This is a genomic window from Aerosakkonema funiforme FACHB-1375, from assembly GCF_014696265.1.
In the GTDB taxonomy this organism is placed as follows: Bacteria; Cyanobacteriota; Cyanobacteriia; order Cyanobacteriales; family Aerosakkonemataceae; genus Aerosakkonema; species Aerosakkonema funiforme_A.
In genome coordinates, this window is the sequence record NZ_JACJPW010000009.1 from 1 (window position 1) to 22,528 (window position 22,528).

Genomic DNA, 22,528 nt, shown 5'->3' on the forward strand with positions numbered 1-22,528 from the left:
AAGCGAATCAAGCACAAAACGCTTGGTTAAGTGCGGAACCGCTCTTGTATGCGGCTTGGAGACAGGCGACCACGAAAATTAACTTGCGATTAGGAGGACAAGTTCCTTCTTCCTTTGGGAAATTCCCAGAGTCAGAGCGAGTCGCAACGAAAGTTCAAAATGCCAACACTAAGAACTTGGATGTTGTACCAATTTGGGAGAGCCAAGTGGAGGTTTCATCGCATTTTGAACCCCCGTCCCTTTAGGGCTGGGGTGGCTTCAGTCCAGAGGAAATTACTTAAGTGCGATCGCCCTATTATTGGGCTCGTACAAGAGCTAGATTAAAAATTAAATCCGGGTTAACTACGCCCTTTTTCTTGAAGCCCGTGCAGGTGGGCTTTGTTTGTGTAGTCAAGACTTTAGTCCTCCAGTCAAAAAGGGGTTAGGCTGGCCTCCTCTCCATCGGACTGCCAGTAGCTATAAATAGTTAGATTTTTCAGCGCCAACTTACCCAATTCGCTAAAAATATTTAGACTTTACACAAATTTTACATACTTACTAAAGTTGCAGCGGCGAGAAAAGCTTTATAAATCCAGCAATAGAGAGATTTACAGGTTTGCTTTGATTGCGACCGTAATATATAAATATGTTTTTTTGATAAAGATTATGTGAAAATGCTGACAAATCTGTGCGGCTTAGGTAAAGCTGTAATAGAGACGAATTTTAAGATGAACGCGAGATTGTAGAAAGGTGTAATCTCGACGCATAACGTGAAAGAGCTACCAGTTTAAAGCGTGACACACATTAAAGAAGAGTCGGTCTTGAACTGTTTCTTCTTATCTTTATCTCTTTGTAGCGCTATGCGGATGTTATGTAGGTTGTCCTAAAAGCAATATGGTGCTGAAATAATCGCGTTTCTACTTGGGATAATTTCTCGATCGATTTTTAAGTTACCAAGAGGATTAAAAAATGAAAAATTTGCTCGCTTTATGTAGCTTACTAATAGGTTTGGGCGTTGCAAATACGGCAAATGCAGCTACTTTTGTAGCTGGTTACACATTTGATGACAACGCATTTTCTGACTCTCTGCTGTCGTTTTCCGGTGATTATACTATTAGTGGCGGAAGTCTGGAACAAGTACTGACAGACAGCGATCTAACTACCTATGCTTTCTCCTTCAGCCCCGATGCCTACGTCAACTTGGGTTTCACGGATAATTTTCTAGTCAATGGTGCTGGAGACGATCTTGTCCTGTTTGAACTGGGTATCCCCGATACGTTTGAAGTATCGCTGACTGTGGGCGGGATAACAAACTCGTACACCAGCTCTAATACGGGATTTCAGGCTGCTGGATATAATGTAAACGCTCTGAGTATCAATTTAGACGATTTCGGTGTGGCAGCGGGCGGTTTATTGAGCAACGTAGTAGTTGGACTTGGTATACAAACAATTAGTGGAACAGTTCCTTCTCTGGCTGTTGTAGGTGCTTTAAATTCAGCTCCTGTCGGCGGTTCAACTTCTGTACCCGAACCAGGTTCGGCGATGGCATTTCTGGCTTTGGGTGCCTTTGGAGCTACTTCAGTGCTGAAACGCAAACAACACCAAGCAAAGTTCAACTAAAGCTTTTTGCTATTAAACACAAACGATTGCGATCGTAATTCAATCCTCTGGCGGCAATGGCAGGGTAAAATAAAAAGTACCGATCTTGGAAAGGAACTTTCAGGTTTCGCGCCAAGCCATGTTCACCACTTTGCGATCGCTGATATCTTCCAGCACTCCGATCTTATACTTCGGTTCCTCCCAACCAAAAGAAAAGCCAACTGAAAGGTCTGTTTTGTCTTTTTTGGAAAAAAAATATTAGTAATACTTCCTGGTTCTCCGGTACTTGCTGTGCTAAAGCGTAAGGAAAATGCCAGAAAAGTAAAGCGAGTATCTCAAAATTATGAAAATTATTAAAGCGAAAAACACAACGTTTTAACAATTTTAATTTGTTATTAATTCCTTGCACTATTCCATTGGTTATTCTTTTTTCAAAGTAAGCTACTACCTCTGGAAACCATCGCTTCATCGTTGAGACGCTATTTCGGTAATATTGCTCACGTCATTATGAATAACTTGCTCTGTAACAGCTTGGGTGTATCTATAAGTAAAACTTTTTTTTATTTTCTACGAAATCTAAAGTTTCACTAAAAGGCTTTTGGCAATTTTCACACTTGAATCGTCGCCGATTTACTTTCAAAAAAACTTCTCTATCCCCTATTGGTAAATCTCTTATTAAGTGGCCTTGATTTTGATGCAGGCGATGACTTATGCGAGCGCAACGGGGGCAAACTGCTGTTTTCTGATTGACTCTTACAGATAAAATTAATGTTTCTTCTGTCTCTTTACTATTTTCTACTATCACACCAGGTAAATTTAGTAATTTTGTCATTTTCCTTTTCATAACTTACTCTAATATCGCTATATTTTTAGGTATATATCAATATTTTAGCACACTAAGTACGGAAGAACCAACTTTACCACAAGCGTTTACTCCCTTCCCGCCGTAAGATTATCGATCGCTAGTTACCGGTTGTTATTTTCTCCCCCACTCTCCCGCTCCCCCACTCTCCCCTAATGCAATACATATTCTTTGAGCGGGAAGGGAGTAAAGCTAGTTTGCAGCTTTGGAACTAAAACATGATATTGGTGGGAAGGCTAAGGGTTGCAATTTATGAGTAAACGGATTTTGGTGATTGACGATGAATACCCGCTGCGGCGGGTGATTCAACTGGCGTTGAAAATGACGGTTGGCTGGGAGGTATTGACCGCCGGGTCAGGTGAGGAGGCTATACAAAAAGCTGAGACTGAGCGACTCGACGCGATTATTTTGGATGTGACGATCCCAGAGATGGATGGCTCGGCTACTCTCGCACATCTGCGAGCCAACAAATTTACTCAGTACATACCTATAATTTTGCTCACAGCTAAGGTGCAGGTTATAGAGCAAAAGTATTTCGCTAACTTAGGCGTAGCCGCAGCGATCGTTAAGCCTTTCGATCCCGCTACGTTGGCTAACCAGATCGCAAAAGCGCTGAACTGGGATATATCAACGACAGTTGATTCTAAGATCGAAGACTGAGCGAGGTTAGTGCCTGCCTGGGGCCAAGAAGGGACTGAGTTCGCGATCGAAATTCCAATTAAACCAGATCGAGCAGGGGTTGGAGCAGTTAAGGTAATGGCAGTCAATCTATAAGACGATATATATTAAAGATATGGATAAATCCAGTTATACCACTTCAATAATTTTAAGTTATAGTAGTAAGCGAGCCATAGCATTTGGCTTTCGATGCGCTACATATATGCAGCTAACTTAAACACTGGTTATCGCTTTCATAAGCATTAATTATAGGTAATGCGCCATCGAGAGGATTCCCCCAGAACTCTCTATCGATACCATTTAATTTTTCGTTGATAATTGAGACTTGTAAGTTAACCACGCAGCTACAAGAAGTGCTAAAGTTACTTTTAACTCAGAAAAGTAACTGAGCCACTCAATTTAATAAAATCTACAGATGCCAAATTTGACGTCTGTAAAACGAACAAAGATTTGGACAATCTTCCAGTCTCAATGGCCGCAAATTGATAACCCAGTTTGCGGCTGACTGATAAAGCATGACTGTAGATAGCAGGAAACTTCATGACTGCTTGAAGTTGCCTGTGTTTACTGTGCCTGATGTGCATAACTGTTAACAATAGGGCTCTTGGAGTTATTCTCTAAGGCTTTTCCTTAGCAGTTTTGCAGTAATTTTGTTTGCGAACTTACTCGGAGTATTGATTGCAAGGAGATAATATGAGCCAATCTACCAATCCATTTTCTCGCCGCAAATTTCTCGTTACAGCTGGAGCTTCTGCTGTAGGTTCTGTTCTCCTCAAAGGCTGTTTGGGAAATCCCCCCGAAATGACTTCACAAAACACACAAAGCAGCCCCAGCGCTATTCCAGTTGCTAATGTCAGTGCTGGCGAAGCACCAGAAACGACAAAAATCAAGTTGGGATATATACCTATTGTAGAAGCAGCACCCTTGATTGTGGCAAAAGAGAAAGGCTTTTTTGCCCGGTACGGCATGACTGAGGTTGATATTGCCAAACAAGCTAACTGGGGTGCAGCTAGAGATAACCTAGAAATCGGGTCTGGTGGTGGAGGCGTTGATGGGGGTCAATGGCAGATGCCGATGCCTTATTTGATCTCGGAAGGCAAGATTACCAAAGGCAATGTCAAAATCCCCATGTATGTGCTGTGCCAGTTGAATACGCAGGGAAATGGAATTGCGATCGCCAGCAAACACAAAGGCAAAATCGGTTTAAAACTAGCCGGAACAAAATCAATTTTTGATGGCCTGAAAAGCAGCGGTACTCAATTCACTGCCGCCTATACCTTTCCCCACGCTAACCAAGATTTTTGGATACGCTATTGGTTGGCCGCAGGCGGTATCGACCCAGATAAAGAAGTCAAATTACTCACCGTACCCGCTGCCCAAACTGTTGCCAACATGAAGACGGGAACAATGGATGCGTTTAGTACCGGCGACCCTTGGCCTTTCCGCATTGTCAAAGACGGCATCGGCTACATGGCAGCATTAACAGCAGAAATTTGGAAAGATCACCCCGAAGAATATCTAGCGATTCGCGCCGACTGGGTGGATAAACATCCTAAAGCAACTAAAGCTTTATTAAAAGGCATTATGGAAGCTCAGAAATGGTGCGACGATTTCAACAACCGCCAAGAACTCGTGCAAATTTTATCTAGTCGAAACTACTTTGGCGTACCTCCAGAAGTTTTGCTCGAACCATTTATGGGTAAATACGATATGGGCGACGGTCGCATCATTGATGACAAATCAATGGCAACCTACTATTGGAAGGATTCCAAAGGCAGCGTTTCGTATCCTTACAAGAGTCACGATTTGTGGTTTTTAACTGAAAGCGTGCGCTGGGGTTTTCTCCCGGTAGATACGATGACGAATGCTAAGCAATTAATCGATAAAGTCAACCGCGAAGATTTGTGGCGAGAAGCGGCGAAAGAAGCCGGATTTGCTGCCGCCGATATTCCCACCAATACATCGCGTGGTATTGAAGAGTTCTTTGATGGCATCAAGTTTGACCCCGCCGATCCGATGGCTTATTTGAAGAGTTTGAAGATCAAGACAGTGCAAGTTTAGGGCGAAGACCAAGAAAGTTCCCCTGTTCCTGCTCCCTCCAGCCTCTCGTACTAACAACTACCTAATTTGAAGAAGGAAAATAGAATCAATGACAACTTTGCAAAGACGTCCAAGCTCTGCCGCTCAGAATAAATGGTTGGCTCAACTACAAAAACGATTTCCCGATTTGCTCCCTCCGATTGCCGCCATTACTATTTTCTTAATCGTTTGGCAGTTGTTTTCTTGGCTTCCGGGCGCAACCCTACCAGGGCCTATTAAAGTCGTTACAGACACCAGGATTTTGATTTTATACCCGTTTTACGATTTAGGCGGAACAAATAAAGGTCTATTCTGGCAAATTCTCGCTAGCTTGCAACGGGTTGCGGTTAGCTACATCTTGGCTGCCGTTGTTGGCATTAGCTTGGGCATTTTAGTAGGAACGAATAAAACTGTTTCCAAAGCTTTAGACCCGATTTTTCAACTATTGCGGACAGTACCGCCTTTGGCTTGGGTTCCCATTTCGTTAGCAGCTTTGCGACAAAACGAGCCTGCTGCTTTGTTTGTGATTTTTATCACGGCAATCTGGCCTATCTTGATCAATACAGCCGTGGGCGTGAAACAAATTCCTCAAGATTACAATAACGTTGCCAAAGTTCTGCAACTGAACCGCAAACAGTATTTCTTGAATATCCTCATTCCCGCTACACTTCCCTACATTTTCACAGGCTTGAGGATTGCGATCGGTCTAGCTTGGTTAGCGATTATTGCGGCAGAAATTGTGATGTCCGGCATTGTGGGAATTGGCTTCTTTATCTGGGAAGCATATCAAAATAACGCCATCAGCGAAGTAATTATAGCCCTGGTTTATATCGGTGTGGTGGGCTTACTGCTCGACAAATTTATGCTGTGGCTGGAATCGGTAATTATCGCCCAAGGACAGAAATAAAAAATGGGGCTAGACGCTAGGGCGTCGGGAATCGATTAATTCTCCCACTCTTCCCTAGCCCCTAATCCCCAATCCCTAATCCCTAATCCCTATTACCACTACCAATTAGCAATACCTATGTCTTTTTTTGTTGCTGTTGACCAAATTGAAAAGGTTTTCGATCTAGGCGATAATGGCAAATACATTGCGCTCAAAGGGATTGACCTCCAGATTGAAAAAGGAGAATTTATCTCATTAATCGGTCACTCCGGTTGCGGTAAATCGACGTTGCTCAACATGATTGCGGGTTTGGATTTACCCACAGAAGGCGTTGTTACCTTAGAAGGGGAACAAGTTAGAAAACCTGGCCCAGACCGGATGGTGGTTTTTCAAAATTATTCCCTATTGCCTTGGCGCACAGTAAGGGAAAATATTGGCCTTGCTGTTGATGCGGTGATGCCAGATTTATCCAAAGGCGATCGCAGCGCTATTGTGGAAAGACATATCGATTTAGTGGGATTGCGTCCGCATGGCGATAAACTGCCAGCCATGTTATCTGGGGGACAAAAACAGCGGGTGGCGATCGCCCGCGCCCTGGCCATCCGTCCCAAACTCTTGCTACTAGATGAACCCTTCGGTGCGTTGGACGCCCTGACGCGGGGGAATTTGCAAGAACAATTAATGAAAATTTGCGAAGAAAACCAAGTCACCGCCGTAATGGTAACGCACGATGTCGATGAAGCGGTGCTGTTATCCGATCGCATTGTCATGCTGACCAACGGCCCAGAATCTAAAATCGGTCAGATTTTAGAAGTAGATATTCCCCGACCCCGCAAGCGCATGGAAGTTGTCGAACATCCCAGCTATTACAGCTTGCGAAGCGAAATGATTTATTTCTTGAACCAACAAAAACGGATCAAGAAAATTCGGGCCAGAAAAGCTACGGCGATCGCACGTCACGGTCTGGAAAAAGTTAACCTGGAAATTGGCTTCCTACCCCTTACCGCTTGCGCCCCTCTCGCCGTTGCCAAAGAAAAAAACTTTTTTGCCAAACACGGACTCGATGAAGTTACTCTAGTACGGGAAAGCAACTGGCGCGGTGTGGAAGACGGCATAGTTGGCGGTTACTTAGATGCAGCCCAAATGCCTTCCGGGATGCCGATGTGGTTAACTTTGGGCGGAGAAGGAGACAAACCGATTTCCGTTGTGACTTCCCTGACGATGACTCGCAACGGTAATGCCATCACTTTGGATAAGCGATTTTACGACAAAGGGATACACAGCTTATCAGATTTTAAGCGCTTTTTGTTAAAGACGCGCAATCGTCAGCACAGATTGGGAGTTGTGCATCCTTCCTCCATGCACAACCTCTTGTTGCGCTACTGGTTAGCATCTGGAGGTATCGACCCCGATTTGGATGTTTCCCTCCAAAATCTGCCACCTGCCCAAATGGTAGTCGATTTGCAAGCAGGCAGCATTGATGGGTATTGCGTTGGCGAACCTTGGAACATTCGGGCGGCAATGGAAAATGTTGGTTTTACTGTTGCCACTGACTTGGAAATTTGGAACGGACATCCCGGTAAAGTACTCGGTGTGCGAGAAGATTGGGCAAATTCTTATCCGAATACTCATATCGCTTTAGTGAAAGCGCTGTTGGAAGCTTGTCGCTACTGCGCCGATGAAAATAACGCTGAAGAAGTGCGTCAAATCTTGGCAAAAAGGGAGTACCTCAGCACCGATATTAGTTATATCCAATTGGGCGATCCCAATATAGCTTTTTGCGATTTAGATCGTCCGATGCGGGAATACGCTCATCACCTATTTTACGGAGAAGGCGCGAACCGTCCCAGCCGCACCGAACAACTTTGGATTATGACGCAATTAGCGCGTTGGGGACATACACCTTTCCCGCGCAATTGGATGGAAATTTTGGAACGTATGTGTCGCGTCTCGGTATTTAGTACGGCAGCCAGAGAACTCGGCATTCTCGATATGAAATATAATCGCGGCCCGATTCCCTTATTCGATGGTACGTCTTTTGATACGGAAGACCCGATTGCGTACCTCAATAGCTTAGGGATTAAACGGGATTTTTCAGTTGCAGAAGTAATTCTCGATTCCCGCAGTCCGATTTTTGCTGCTTAGAAGATGAATTGTCATCAGTCAGTTGTCAGTTGTCCGTAATTTGACATTTTACTGCTGACAACTGACCGGATTCTGCAATTTTTACGCCCGCTCGCTCATTATCGATTACTAATTTACCAATCCAGTCATGACCAATAGAAATCTCAAAGTTGTGGAAACTTCCAAACAGCCCAAGAAATTGGGATTAACCCGTCAGCCTTATTTGTCGATCGACAAGGTTTCTAAGGTTTATCCCACATCGAGAGGGCCGTTTACAGTCCTGAAGGATGTTAATCTGACTATCTACGAAGGCGAATTCATTTGCCTAATCGGTCACTCCGGTTGTGGCAAATCAACGCTGCTAAATATGGTGTCTGGTTTTGCCACGCCAACAGACGGGGAAGTGAGATTGGGCGGGCAGCGCATTACCAAACCTGGGCCCGATCGGATGGTAGTGTTTCAAAGCTACGCTTTACTGCCTTGGCTAACAGCTTACGACAACATTTATTTGGCTGTCGATGCTGTTTATGGCAACAAACTCAAAGCTGAAAAAGATGCCATTGTACGGGAACATTTGGCTTTGGTAGGTTTGTTAGATGCCGCTGAGAAAAAGCCGCCGCAAATGTCGGGTGGGATGCGTCAGCGGGTTTCTATTGCCCGTGCTTTATCTATTCGCCCTCAAGTGTTAATTTTAGATGAACCGTTTGGGGCTCTGGATGCAATTACTAAAGAAGAATTGCAGGAGGAATTGTTGAAAATATGGAACGATCATCGCTGCACTGTGTTGATGATTACCCACGATATCGATGAGGCATTATTCCTGGCAGACCGCTTGGTAATGATGACGAATGGCCCTGCGGCACAAATTGGTGAAGTGTTGGAAATTCCTTTTTCCCGTCCGCGCGATCGCGCCCGCATTATGGAAGATCCGCAATACTACAAACTCCGAAATCACGCCTTAGATTTCCTCTTCCACCGCTTCGCTCACAACGACGATTAAGTCAAAAGAAAGGGGTTAGGGGTTAGGGGTTAGGGGCTAGGGGAAAGGGGGAAAGGGAAAAGGGGAAAAGGGACTAGGAGAAAAGGAAAAGATTTATTCTCCCGCTCAAGAGCTCCCCTACTCCCCCGTTCTCCCGCTCTCCCTCTTCCCTGTTTTGCCACTTTTCTAAACCCAGAAACCCGGTTTCTTCAAGAAACCGGGTTTCCAGTCTTAAGTTATCAAAAAAACAGAAACAGCTAATTAATTACCGCGCCGCAACTTGCAGTTGATCGAATAGCGCACCATCGGCAAAAAATCTTCTTTGCGCCCCATCCCAACCGCCTAGCTGGGAGATTGTAAAAAGTTTGCCAATTCTAGGGAAGTTCCTGCTATACTCTGCCGCTACCGTTGTATTAACGGGTCGAAAACCTACCTTAGCGAATTCTCGTTGGGCTTCAGGAGAAAAAAGGTATTGCACAAAAGCTTGCGCTACCTGACGAGTGCCATGTTTGTCGGCGTTTTTATCAACCACAGCTACTGGGTTGTCGATGGAAATATTTACTTGGGGAATGATGAAAGGTTCTGTTTCTCCCTGCTGTTTAGCTAAGAGAACTTCGTTTTCATAGTTTAGCAATACATCTCCTTGATTCTGCTTGTAAAATACGTCAGATGCTTCGCGAGCATCTTTGGGAAGAATCGGCACATTTCGATAAACTTGGCCGACAAAGTTACGAGCTGCCTGTTCGTTTCCGCCGTTTTGAGTTACAGAACCCCACAATGCTAAGAAGTTCCAACGAGCGACGCCAGAAGTTTTGGGATTAGCAGTAATCACCTTGACGCCACTTTTGGCTAGGTCTGACCAATTTTGTATTCGTTTGGGATTTCCAGGTCGCGTCACCAAAGCGACCACAGATTTGCTGGCAATACCGCCATTCGGTACTTCTCGCTCCCATCCGGGTTGGATCAGACCTGCTTGTTGAATGCGGTTTACATCAAAAGCAAGCGCCAGGTGTACTATATCGGCTTCCAAACCATCAATTACAGCACGGGTTTGCGAACCGGAACCGCCGTAACTTTGGTTGAATCTGACATTTTGGTTATGTTCTCGTTTCCACTTAGCGGTAAAGCCGGGAATAATTCGATCGTAGGCAGCTTTGGTAACAGCAAATGATACCAAAGTTAGTTCCACATCTTTCGGTTGCTGACTCCTGGCTGGCTGAGGAATTAACCAACTCAAACCCAAACCAACGGCAAAAAGTAAAATAAAAGTCCTGAAAAGCGAAGATTTGAGCAAGTTGGCTGACTTATCAAAAATAGCTGGCGAACCAGTTCTTTTTCGTAAGCGCAGCAATGCCCACTTTTTTAGACGGGTATACTGCATTGATTGTAATTCCTCCTGTTTTTATTTCTGCTCAATCGTGTTTTCAGCAATGCAAAACCATTGCTGCATCAAGAAAATTCGTGCAACATCAACAATCCCCTCTAAAAGACTGGCTATTTTTTGGCGATCGAACCAATCAATAGGGAATTTTATCTGCGCCAAGTATCAGCACCAGATTTTACTTCTTTATAATCTACGGTAAACCAGTGGGAATACAGTAGTTATTGATTACTCAGTATAGTTGCACAAACAATTGCAAAAAGCAAGCCCTTATTTGAGGGACACGAAGCGATCGCATTTAGTTGATGATTTTTATTTTTGTTACAAAGTATATAAACTTATGTAAAGATAAATTAACTTAAGGGATCTTTACATCACTCTTTAAGTTATAAAATTTTGTCGGGGGTTGCTTTCTAGTCATCGACGCGATAAATTAGTACATAAATGTATAAATTACTTATAAAAAATCTAATTTAGAGTTGCTGACGAGTCGGAATTTTAATCAAAAACTCAGTACCCTCTCCTTTTGATGACCTGCATTCTAATAACCCTTTGTGCTTATCAACTACAATAGAGTAGGCTATTGCCAATCCTAACCCAGTGCCTTTATCGACTGGCTTGGTGGTAAAAAAGGGATTAAATATTTGTTGCACAACCTCTGGAGTCATTCCCGCGCCGTTGTCAGATATTGCAATTTCTACCCAATTTTCATCTAATAGCTTGGTGCGTATGCTAATTTGTCCTTTTCCCAAAATTAATGATGTTTCGCTAATGGTTAATTCTTCTATAGCATCAATGGCGTTAGTTATAAGATTGAAAAATACTTGATTTAATTCGGCTGTGTAACACTCTACAAGAGGCAAAATGCCATATTCCTTAATTACTTTAATTTTTGACCGATCGTCAGCGTAAATGTTGTCTGAAGTTTCTCCAGATAACCTGTGTTCCAAAAGTAAAAGTGCGTTATCAATATCTGCATGAATATCAACCTGTTTTATTTCGGCTTCGTCGAGCCGAGAAAAACTCTTGAGGCTAACCACAAGGTCGCGAATTCGAGATGCCCCTACTTTCATAGAATCTAAGCTTTTGGGAATATCTGTTTTAAGAAATTCCCAATCCATGTTTTCGATGGCTAAGTTAATCTCTTGTTCTGGCTGAGGGTAATATTTTTGATAAAGATGGATTAGTTCAAGCAGGTCATTGAAGCTGTTTTTGGTATAATCGAGGTTGCCGCTGATAAAAGTAATCGGGTTGTTGATGGCGTGAGCGATTCCTGCCACCATTTGGCCAAGAGACGACATTTTTTCGCTTTGCACCAGTTGAGCCTGAGTTTGTTGCAAATCTTGCAAAGTCTGACTGAGTTGCTGATTCGCTTCGCTCAATTGCTGCTGGTATTGATATACTCGCAATCCCGCTCGTACCCGCGCCAACAATTCATTTGGCTCAATGGGTTTGGAGACAAAATCATCTGCGCCTGCATCTAAACCTAGCACACGATCGGCTATAGAATCCCGTGCAGTCAACAAAATAAAAAATGTGCTGGTTAATTCGGGTGTTGCCTTAACGCGACGGCAAACTTCTACTCCGTCCATCAGTGGCATCATCCAATCGCAAAGTATTAATGCCGGACGTATCTTAACTGCCTGTTCCAGTCCTTCTTCACCGTTTTTAGCGACAGTAACTTCATAACCTTCTAGTTGGAGGTCTCTTTTCAGGAGTAAACGAGTGGCCGAATCATCTTCAACTACAAGTATTTTGGACATGAGAATCCTTTATCCGGCAGCTATGAACCATGAGTCTTTAGCCATTATCTATGACCGATTCCCAATTAGCAATGAAGGTTTTGACACGCTCTAAAATATTTTCCATCTCTGTTATAATCAGATCTGCTCCATCTAGCTGGTTTAATTCCGCTTGTTTTTGTAAGGTGAGTGCAAGATCCGGCATAAATCTAATAGCTACGGTAGCGCTTCCGCCTTTGATCTGATGAGCTCGGCGAGCGAGGGTCTGAGCATCTCCTGAAAGCAAAGCTTGTTTGGCTTCTTCTATGTAAGTGGGAGCATCCTCCATAAAAGCTTGCAGTAATTCGAGTTGGAATTCCGAGCTGCCTCTGGTGATTTCCTTGAGACGCTCGCGATCGATAATTTCTTCAGAAAAACTTGGCATGGGCAATTCTGGACGAATGCGATTATCTACTGGAGGTTGAAGTTGAGAATTTGTGTTTTCTCCCGATACTTTTTTATCCACAATCTTTCTGCCTTTGTCGTACTTGTGCATCCATCGTTCTATAGCCGCTGACAATTGCTCCATAGAAACGGGTTTGGTGAGGTAGTCATCCATACCTGCTGCCAGACACTTTTCGCGATCTTCTTTCATCGCGTGAGCAGTCAAGGCAATAATTACAATGTGCCGATCGTCACCTGACTGGGTGCGAATTCTCTTTGTTGTTTCATAGCCATCCAGCATCGGCATTTGACAATCCATTAATACTAAATCGTAGGCGATAGATGCCATTCGATCGAGTGCTTCTTGACCATTTGCAGTGCAATCAGCCTCATAACCCAAGAATTTCAGTTGATTTAGCACCACTTTTTGGTTAATTGGGGTATCTTCCACCAACAATATTTTCAGCTTTTCTCTTGGCGATCGGTAATTAACAATCGGCGGTTGCTCAGGGGGAGCATTTCCCTCTCCCCTCCTCTCTATGTCTCCCTCGGTCTTATTCCTCTCCCTTTCTGGACTTATTTGGAAAGGCACTGCAAACCAGAATTCCGAACCCTTACCCAGCTCGCTCTTGACGCCTATTTCACCGCCCATCAACTCCACTAGCTGCTTGCAAATTGCCAAACCCAAACCAGTACCTCCATAAGCTCTTGTAGTGGAGCTATCTAGTTGAGAGAAGGATTGAAACAATTTTTTTTTGTTTTCAGGTGCGATGCCAATTCCCGTATCTCGGATAGCAAACAAAATGCAACATTCTGAATTGATAGTTTTTTCGCAATCTTCCCTAGTGATGCCTGATTTATTTTGATGATTCGTGACTGTAAGTACCACTTCTCCAAAGTCGGTGAACTTAATCGCATTTCCTACTAAATTTGTAATAATTTGGGTCAAGCGATGCGGGTCTCCTATTAATTTTTCGGGTAGATTGGGTGCGATGGCGGTACGCAATTCGAGCGCTTTGGCATGGCTCTGTATTTGCAGTATACTTACTATTTCTTCTATGCTTTTCTTCAAGTTAAATTCCTGCATTTCCAGGCGCATTTTCCCGACTTCCAACTTGGAGAAATCGAGCAGATCGTTAATCAGCGCTTGCTGGTGTTCCGCGCTTAATTTGAGCAACAACACGAATTCTTCCTGTTGCTTTGTGAGCGGCGTTTTCAAAAGTAAATCTGTCATTCCCAAAATGCCATTCATGGGAGTGCGGATTTCGTGACTCATGTTAGCTAAAAAAGCAGATTTCATCCGAGATGCTTGTAAAGCTGCTTCTCTGGCTTCTACCAATTCATTAATTATCTGAGTCACGATGACAATGCCACCAATGTGGCTTTTTCGATTTGTGATGTAAGATTTTGAGTTGTTAAATTTATTTTCCACCAATACTAAATCTGTTTGTGCGTACCAGGGCTGGACTGCCCAGCGCAGATAAAGTTTGTTGCCATCTTCTAACTCCAGAGCTTCTTCGGGCTTGGAAATTACCTCTCCTTGCAGCGCCTGGTAATAAATAGGTTTGAAAAGTTTTGCCAAATTTGGTAATACTTCATAATGGGATCGCCCGTTCAAGTTTTGCCCTTCGAGATTGTAATCCTTCAGCCATCGATCGCTGTAGGCGATGTACCGCATCTCCGTATCTAACATCGCCATTGCCACGGGTGCATGGGTAATAATTTGACGCAGTTGTTGGCGTTCTTGCTCCAAAGCCAATTCTACTTTTTTGCGTTCTACTATTTCAGCCTTAAGAGAGTTGAGCGTTTTTGATAACTCAGCAGTGCGTTCCTCAACGCGAATTTCTAATTCATCCAAAGCTTGGCACAAACTTTCTTGCGCCCACTTACGTTGAACTTCCGCAGCAGCTCGCGCCGCAAAAATTTTCATAATTCCTTTGGCGCTTTCTACATCCTGTAGAGGCTTGTCGTTGTTAATGCACAAAACGCCTATTACTTGTTGTAAAGAATCGAGCAGAGGCACTCCTAAATAGCAAACTGCACCCATAGCAACGACGCCCTTAGCTTGTGGGAACAGTTCTTGTGTACGCTCTGGGTAGAAAAACAGCTTTCCCTGTTTGATAACCGGTTCGCAAGGAGTACCGATTAAATCGTACTCGAAATTTTCTCCCAGTTTGTTATCTGCCCAGCAAGCAAGAGTCTGCAATTTATCGGGCTGGTTCCTCACAGTTTGTGCTATAAAAGCGTAGCGAACGCCCAACGCTGCTGCCAGATGGCTTACAACAGCTGAAAAGAATTCTTCACCCGTTACAGAAGCTGTTGCTACTACAACATTGTGTAGAACTTCTTCTGCTCGCTGACGCTCGGCTATTTCTTTTTCCAGTTCCCGATTAATTTTTTCTAGTTGCTCTGGAGTTTTCAGCGCCAGGAAGTGGGGCAACAGGGTTACCATTTGCCCCGCTGTGAAGCAGGAAACCAAGCCAGTCAGTGCTTTTTCCAAACCCGATAGCCAGTAAGCTGGATGCCAAAGCGTCCAAATTTCCAGTAAGTGACCTGTGCCGCAGAGGATAATGAAGGCTCCGAATAGGGCAAATATTCCTGAAAAGGGAATATCTTGCCGCTTGCAGATAAAATATATTAGCATCGCCGGAATAGAGAAATACGCAGACGCGATCGCTAAATCTGAAACTATGTGCAGCCAAACCAGCGGAGTTTGCCACAGGTAGCAGTGACCGTGAGGTATATACTGAGTTGGGGATAGTAATTGTTGCAAAAGTTCCCACATTTTTTTAAATTCAAAATCCAAAATCCAAAATTCAAAATCCAAAATCCAAAATCCAAAATCCCTACTTATGAGCTATTAGCTACGAAATTTTTTACATTCTCAAAAATCCTTTCTAATTCTGCGATCGCTTCATCTGCACCCTCTAGATTATTTAATTTTGCCTGACTTTCAAGTCGATCGGCAATATCGGGCATCAATCGAATCGCAACTGTAGCGCTCCCGCCTTTGATTTGGTGAGCGCGACGTGCGAGAGTGTCGCAATCTCCTGACAAGATGGCTTGTTTGGCCTCTTGGATATACATTTCCCCATCTTCCACAAAAGCTTGCAGAAGTTCTGCTTGAAACTCTACATCACCCTTACAAATTTGGTGCAGGCGTTCAATATCTATAATGTCTACCGATGAGGCGACTGTAGTAAGATCGGCAATTGAATTTTTGGGGCTATCTTTACCTTTTGCAGTACTAAAATTTCCCGATGTAATGCTTTCAGAGATGTCAGATTCCATTTCGATCTTTTGGTTTTTTATTTGTAATTGGGATACCCAGCGTTCTAAAACTGTTTGGAGTTGGTTAAGATCGATCGGTTTGCTGATGTAGTCATCCATGCCAGCAGCCAGACATTTTTCCCGTTCTCCGACTAAAGCATTTGCTGTCATAGCAACGATCTTATGACGAGTACCATAGAGACGACGCAACCTTCTTGTTGCTTCATAGCCATCCATCACCGGCATTTGACAATCCATTAATACGATGTCGTAATCCTGTGATGCCAAAATATCTATTGCCTCTTGACCGTTATTGACACAATCTGCCTGGTAGCCCAAAACTTTCAGTTGATTCAAACCGACTTTTTGGTTAACCGGAGTATCCTCAACTAAGAGAATTTTAAAATTTTGTGTTGGAGTGGGAGAGGAGTGAGGGGTGAGGGGAAGAGGAGGAATTTTGACTTTTGACTTTTGACTTTTGACTCTGCCGTTCTCCCTGTTCGCCGCATTCAGCAAACTGTCAAACAAACGGGTAGCTTTCACAGGTTTAGTTAAATAGTCAGCTAAACCCTCCTCAACCAAATCTTTAATCTTTTCACGCTGTTTCGCCTGGGTGAGGAGAACCCATTTCGTTTGCTGCATTAATGGTTCTGAGGTAATCGTGCGTTGCAGTGTTTTGTCGCTTAATTCCTCAAGCTGCATATCGACGAGAGCGATATCGTAGGGACGATTTTCAGCGGTGGCATTTCGCACAGCGATCATTGCCATCCAAGTGCGATCGGTTTCGCTTACCTCCATACCCCACCAAGTTGCGAGAGAACGCACTATTTTTCGCACGGTAGGTCTATTGCTGACCACGAGCATTTTTAGCCCGGAAAGCGAAGTAACTTCTGGCGTGGGTGAAGAAGGTGAAATTGGTGGCGTTAAAGGGAGAGTAAACCAAAAAGTTGAGCCGACTCCGAAAGTACTTTCTACGCCAATTTCTCCTCCCATCAATTCCACCAGCTGCTTGCAAATTGCCAGACCCAAACCGGTACCTCCGTATTCGCGGGTAGTAGAATCATCGACTTGGGAAAAAGATTGAAACAGCTTTTTCTTACCTTCTGGGCTGATACCAATACCCGTATCGCGCACAGAAAATAGGAGACTTAAGGGAGGAGTGAGGGATGGGGGGAGTGGGGGAGGGAAGACAGAAGAGGAAGAATTTTGACTTTTGACTTTTGACTTTTGACTTTCCTGCTCTCCGTGGGTGGGGTTTCCCGCAATGGTAACTTCAATTACCACTTCTCCTTTATCGGTGAATTTGATGGCATTGCCCACCAAATTCATGAGGATTTGGCGCAGACGGGCGGGATCTCCGTTGATTTGTCTGTTGACGTTGCGATCGACTAATCCAGCTAATTCCAGTCCCTTATTTTCTGCGGAGGGCGCGAGCAAATCCAGCACTTCTTCCAGACAAACATTTAAGTCAAAATCCACCTTCTCCAGTCGCATTTCTCCAGCTTCGAGTTTGGAGAAGTCGAGAATATCGTTGATCAGAGTCAGCAGAGTTTGAGCGCTGATTCTGAGAGTTTGTACAAAGTCCCGCTGTTCGGCAGTTAGCTCGGTTTTCAGAAGTAAGTCGGTCATCCCCACCACGCCATTCATGGGAGTGCGGATTTCGTGACTCATATTGGCGAGGAACAAGGACTTCATACGGGAAGCTTGCAATGCTTCCTCTCGCGCTTGTTGCGATCGCTCGAACAAAGTCGATTGCTGGATGGCGATCGCCAGCTGTACGCTCAGCTGTCGTAAAAGCTCTGTTTCCGCTTCAGTCCAAGTCCTTGCACCCTGACATTCGTGGGCGATCAGCAATCCCCATAATTGTGCCTGGGGTGTAGGGCATTGGGGATAGAGGTCGCTTTCCGATGCCTCATTACCTGCTTCCAGTATTCCCCCATCTTGGATGATAATCGGAACTATTAAGTTAGCTCTGACTTGAAATTGTTCTAATAGGGCGATGTGGCAATCTTTTAAATCACCGCCATAAATATCATCAATTGCTCGAATTCGACCTTGACCGTACAGAGCGAAATAAGAATTATTAAAGCACCGATCTTGAATTTCTCTCCCCAAAAGCGATATCCAAGGCTCGTTAACGGATTCAACAATTATATAGCCTGAGCAGTCTGGGCGGAAGCGGTAAATAACGACGCGATCGGTCGAGAGTAATTGCCGCACTTCTTCTGTAGTGGTGCTGAGTGTTTGAGTGAGATTGAGAGAGGAGCGCACCCGATGGGCGATCGAGGAAACCAACCGCTCCCGCAAAAACAGTTGCCCCAGGCGCTGTTCCGATTGTCGCAAAGAGCGTTCTACTTGCTTGCTAGTGCTAATGTCGCGCACTACTGCCGCCAGACAGATCGGTTCTTTAGTTTTCGGATCTTTAACAAGAAAAACATTCATCAAAACATCAATGATTTTACCGTTGCGGAAGTGTTGTAGTTGTGTTTCTCCTTGCCAGCGTCCTTCGCTGAGTGCAGTTGCTAAAATTGTTTGACTAAATTCCTGGTGTAGTGCTTGGGGAACATAATCCAATATATTGGTAGAAAAAACTGCCGACAAATCTTTTAAACCCACGAGTCGGCGTCCGGCTTCGTTGAGAAAGCAAATTTTGCCATCTAAAGATGCTTGGGAAATGAAGTCGCTGCTGTTTTCGATCAGAGAAACAAATTTTTGGCGTTCTTCTTCTGCTTGTTTGCGTTCGGTGATATCGCGGATCACACCCACATAACAACCCACATTCCCGGTATGATTGAGGACGGCGAAAGCGGAAGCATCGATTTCGACTATTTTGCCGTCTTTAGTGTGGCAAGTAATTTCACCGCGAAACTTGCCGATGGCGGCTAAACTTTCCGCAACAAGTACAAAATCCTCTTTGCCTATGAGTTGAGGTGTCTGTCCTTTTAGTTCGGCGTCGCTGTATCCAAACAGCTCTTGATGGGCGGCATTTTGTTCCAGGTAAAAACCGTCAGGGTCAATGATACCGATCGCATCGGTGGAGTTCAAAAATATCTCTTGGTAGAGCCGCAGTTTTTCCTCTGCCTGTTTGCGATGAGTAATATCTCTGTGCGTTCCCGTCATCCGCAGGGGCTGACCGATTTCATCCCGTTCTGTGACTTTCCCGTGGGATAGAATCCACTTCCACGTTCCCTGCTTCGATAGCATCCGAAATTCGATTTCGTAGACGGGAGTCGCGCCGACCAGATGGGCGTTTTTGCTCTCCTCAACTCTGGGTAGGTCTTCTGGATGTACTAAGCGCAGGAAAGATTCGTAATTATTCTCGATTTCCTCGACTTCGTACCCCAGCATTTTCTTCCACTGCGGGTCGAAATAGCTATCTTTTGTGTTAACGTGCCAATCCCACAATCCCAAGGCGCTGCCTTCCATCGCCAGCTGCAATCGCTCATTGCTCACCTGCAAAGCTTCCGAGGCTCGTTTGCGCTCAATTCCCAAGGCGACTTGGCTGGCGATCGACTCTAAGGTATCGAGTATATTTGCCTTGAGAGAGGTGCGGGCAAAGATGGCCATGACGCCGACTACCCGGTCTTCGACAATTAACGGATAACCTGCAAAGGCTTCCATTCCTTCTTGCCGCGCCCACTCCGGGTTGCTAATCCTGGGATCGTTGTGCAGGTCATTCGTCATGTAGGGCTTCTTTTCGGCAGCAATTAAACCAATCTTGAAGCTGCCCACGGGTATGCGAGCGTGACCGCCGTCGATGTGGGTGTAGATTCCGGCAGAAGCTTGCAATTGCAGTATGTTTGGATTTAATTCGATCGTCCAAATGCGGGCAAAGGCAGCATTCAGGTGTTCTACCAATGCCTCGCAGCAACGACGCAGCATCGCTCCCAAGTCGCCCGCCCCCGTTAGCGCCAAGCCGATATCAGACCTTAATGCCGACTGTTTGGCTCTTTCGGCTAATTCTTGTTCTACCCGCTTTCTCTCGGTGATGTCAGTGGCTGTGCCGAGAATCTGCTTGACTTTGCCGTCGGGAGTTCTGGCAAAGGGGGTTTCCCGACCCATGAAAGTCCGCCATTCTCCTTTGGCATCCCTGACTCGATATTCTATTTCGAGGATGTCTCCATCAGAAGCAGTCTCCCACTGCTTTACGTACTTTGAGAATACCGCCCAGTCTTCGGGGTGAATAATATTTGGCAAAAGCGCCTCACCCATGATTTTAATTTCTTCTGGGGTATAGCCCAGCACAGCGGCAAGTTCGCGATTTGTATAAATGTTGCGCTGTTCGATCCGATCGTAAATGTACCAAAGATTGGGGGTAGCTTCGGCTATTCGTTGAATAAAACGCTGGCTCTCCCGCAGGGCTTCTTCTGCTTGCTTGCGTTCGGTGATGTCGCGGATAATACAAAGTCGCTCGCCTCCTTCCAGCAGGGTGACGGTGACTTCTTGAGGAAATGTTGTGCCATCTCTTCGCAGACCTCTTGCTTCTGTGCGACAGCAACCTTGTTGCAAAAAGCTGGGATATATTTCTTTGGTAAATCTTTGCAGTTCGGCTTCGTCGTAGAGTACTTGCCAGCTTTTTCCCAATAGTTCTTCGGTTCTGTCGTAGCCGAAGATTTTGAGCTGAGCGTCGTTTAAATAGATATACTCTCCGTTAGAGTTGAGGATGGCGATGCCATCGCTGGCAGCTGCGATCGCCGCTGCTTGCTGTTTGAGGGCTGCTTCTGCCCGTTTGCGATCGCTGATGTCTAAGAATACGGCAATCAGGCGATCGAGCGATCCGGCTTCGTTTTTAATGCAGCTTACCGAAACTCTGGTGTAAACTATATTGCCATCTTTGCGAAGCAAGCGTGTGTCTAAAACGCAGTCATCGATCTCTCCTGTCAAGACTTTCAATAACTGTTGCCAGTTAGCGTCTCTGTCTAAGGGATGAATCAATTCCAGCCAACTATGACGCAAAAGTTCGTCGCTAGGATATCCCAGCATTTTGCACAAGGCGTCGTTGGCTTCTATCCAATACAACTCTTTTTGCGAAGAGATAAAGGGTGTGGGGGAGTGGGGGAGTGGGGGATGGGGGGAGTGGGGGAGCGGGGGAGCGGGGGAAATATTATCCACATTTTCTACTTTTCTGGGGTATTCTGCGGTTATGCTGCTCTCCCGCTCCCCCGCTCTCCCGCTTCCCTCTTCGCACAAGGGTGCATAAATAGCAATCCCAACGAGGGAATTCTCGAAATACCCCCGCAATCTGGCTTCGCTAGAACGCAGTGCCAACATCGCGCTTTTTTGCTCTGTGATATCCTTGAGCGTTCCCGTGCGCGAACAAATACTTCCGTCTGGGGCAAAGCTGAGACGTTCGTCGATATCGACGTAGCGAAATCCACCCGATTTAGTTCGCAGCCGAATTTCATAGCGGCTGCCGTCTTTATTTGTTTTACAATTACTGCTAGCGTCAGCTTGTTTTTCTTGATATAATGGAATATCATCTAAATGAACATAACTTAAAAACGGTGTTTGTAAAGTTTCTTCTGCCGAAAAGCCAGTAATTTCTGTCCAAGCTGGGTTAATGAATGTCCAGTTGCCGTCGGCATCTGTTTGGAAAATTACTTCTTTAACATTATTGACTACAAAGCGATATTTTTCTTCGCTCTGGTGCAAAATTTCTTGGCTGTGTTGCCGTTCGATCGCGTAACGCAAAGAGCGAATTAATAGTTCGCTATCAATTTTTCTTTTTACTAAATAATCTTGTGCGCCTACCGATATTAACTGAAGTGCCAGTTCTTCATCCGCACGAGACGTTAGCACTACAATAGGTATATTTTGATTTTCTTGTTTGAGCTTAATTACAGTTTCAAATCCTTGGCTGTCTGGCAGTGAAAGGTCTAGCAAAATCGCATCAAATTTTTCTTGACTTAAAGTTTCTCGTGCCTCTGACAGTCGCTCTACGCGCTGGAGGATAATCGCTCGCCCCCAACTGGTCTCCAATAGCAACTCTTCAATTAGTTCTGCCTCATCAACATTGTCTTCAACCAGGAGAACTCTTAAGTTGCTATGGGCGATCGGTTCTTGAAAAGCTACGTGCATACTATTGTAAATGTTTTAATTTTAGTAAAAGCAAAACAGCTAAATTTATTTTTGAGCTGGCTAACTTTAAAGTTAGCAAATATAAAGCTAAAGCTTTCGCCTAGAAAAGCAGGTTCCCAAAGCTCAACCAGGTTATTTACCAGGCTCGATGCTTGTAGCTCCCGTCTTGTCTGGCTTAGATATCGATTGCTTTATTGCCATAAGTTAATTAATATATTTGGTATAGTTATAAATTATATCATAAAAACTTATTATTGTAAATAATCATTACGGAAAATTTATAAATTTTCTAGATATGCTATAATTATATGTTTGAGTAATTAAAAACGTCCTCACTAACAAAAGCAATTATTATATTACCTGCTTTTGCATTGTTATTATATTTGTCATACGCGGGCAATTTGTTTATTGCTCATAGAAATAGCTATTAACCATTAAAAATTCCCCC

The 22,528-nt window shown here is 44.5% G+C and carries 12 protein-coding genes and 1 pseudogene; 7 read left to right on the forward strand and 6 right to left on the reverse strand.

Going from position 1 to position 22,528, the window contains the following annotated elements; all coding sequences use genetic code 11:
* Both H6G03_RS05020 and H6G03_RS05025 read left to right on the forward strand, forming a co-directional pair.
* Positions 1-245 (forward strand): hypothetical protein (locus H6G03_RS05020; RefSeq protein WP_190462705.1); only part of this gene is annotated, 245 nt, incomplete at its 5' end.
* 703 nt (positions 246-948) lie between these two features.
* A complete protein-coding gene (locus tag H6G03_RS05025) occupies positions 949-1,599 on the forward strand; it encodes a PEP-CTERM sorting domain-containing protein (RefSeq protein WP_190462708.1) in 651 nt (216 codons plus the stop codon).
* Between the two features lie 163 nt (positions 1,600-1,762).
* Here H6G03_RS05025 and H6G03_RS37790 read toward each other — a convergent pair whose 3' ends face one another.
* Positions 1,763-2,047: a transposase gene (locus tag H6G03_RS37790; RefSeq protein ID WP_242060302.1), complete on the reverse strand. Its 285-nt coding sequence runs from the start codon at positions 2,045-2,047 to the stop codon at positions 1,763-1,765.
* Positions 2,048-2,140: 93 nt separating this feature from the next.
* A pseudogene (locus H6G03_RS39425) lies at positions 2,141-2,314 on the reverse strand (transposase family protein); the annotation flags it as partial.
* A 378-nt stretch (positions 2,315-2,692) separates the two neighbouring features.
* Between H6G03_RS39425 and H6G03_RS05035 the strand changes: the two are divergent.
* The 5 genes from H6G03_RS05035 to H6G03_RS05055 all read left to right on the forward strand — a co-directional run bounded on the left by H6G03_RS05035 (position 2,693) and on the right by H6G03_RS05055 (position 9,207).
* Positions 2,693-3,100 (forward strand): response regulator, encoded by a 408-nt coding sequence (locus H6G03_RS05035; RefSeq protein WP_190462710.1) that lies wholly within the window; start codon positions 2,693-2,695, stop codon positions 3,098-3,100.
* Between the two features lie 711 nt (positions 3,101-3,811).
* The gene (locus H6G03_RS05040) at positions 3,812-5,179 is read left to right on the forward strand and encodes a CmpA/NrtA family ABC transporter substrate-binding protein (protein WP_190462711.1); all 1,368 of its coding nucleotides are present in this window, start codon (positions 3,812-3,814) and stop codon (positions 5,177-5,179) included.
* Positions 5,180-5,267: 88 nt separating this feature from the next.
* Positions 5,268-6,104 (forward strand): nitrate ABC transporter permease, encoded by an 837-nt coding sequence (gene ntrB, locus H6G03_RS05045; protein ID WP_190462713.1) that lies wholly within the window; start codon positions 5,268-5,270, stop codon positions 6,102-6,104.
* Between the two features lie 117 nt (positions 6,105-6,221).
* A complete protein-coding gene (locus tag H6G03_RS05050) occupies positions 6,222-8,228 on the forward strand; it encodes an ABC transporter ATP-binding/substrate-binding protein (protein ID WP_190462715.1) in 2,007 nt (668 codons plus the stop codon).
* A gap of 127 nt (positions 8,229-8,355) precedes the next feature.
* A complete protein-coding gene (locus tag H6G03_RS05055; protein WP_190462717.1) occupies positions 8,356-9,207 on the forward strand; it encodes a nitrate ABC transporter ATP-binding protein in 852 nt (283 codons plus the stop codon).
* A gap of 244 nt (positions 9,208-9,451) precedes the next feature.
* Here the strand turns inward: H6G03_RS05055 and H6G03_RS05060 are convergent, their stop codons facing one another.
* From H6G03_RS05060 to H6G03_RS05075, 4 genes are all read right to left on the reverse strand, one after another.
* Positions 9,452-10,567, reverse strand: coding sequence for a sulfate ABC transporter substrate-binding protein (locus H6G03_RS05060; RefSeq protein WP_190462719.1), 1,116 nt, complete (start codon positions 10,565-10,567; stop codon positions 9,452-9,454).
* A 473-nt stretch (positions 10,568-11,040) separates the two neighbouring features.
* Entirely contained in the window at positions 11,041-12,330 is a 1,290-nt protein-coding gene (locus H6G03_RS05065) for a sensor histidine kinase (protein WP_190462722.1), read from the reverse strand.
* 37 nt (positions 12,331-12,367) lie between these two features.
* Entirely contained in the window at positions 12,368-15,517 is a 3,150-nt protein-coding gene (locus tag H6G03_RS05070; RefSeq protein ID WP_190462724.1) for an ATP-binding protein, read from the reverse strand.
* 65 nt (positions 15,518-15,582) lie between these two features.
* Complete coding sequence (locus H6G03_RS05075) at positions 15,583-22,080, reverse strand: PAS domain S-box protein (protein WP_190462726.1); 6,498 nt, start codon at positions 22,078-22,080, stop codon at positions 15,583-15,585.
* Positions 22,081-22,528 lie beyond the last annotated feature (448 nt).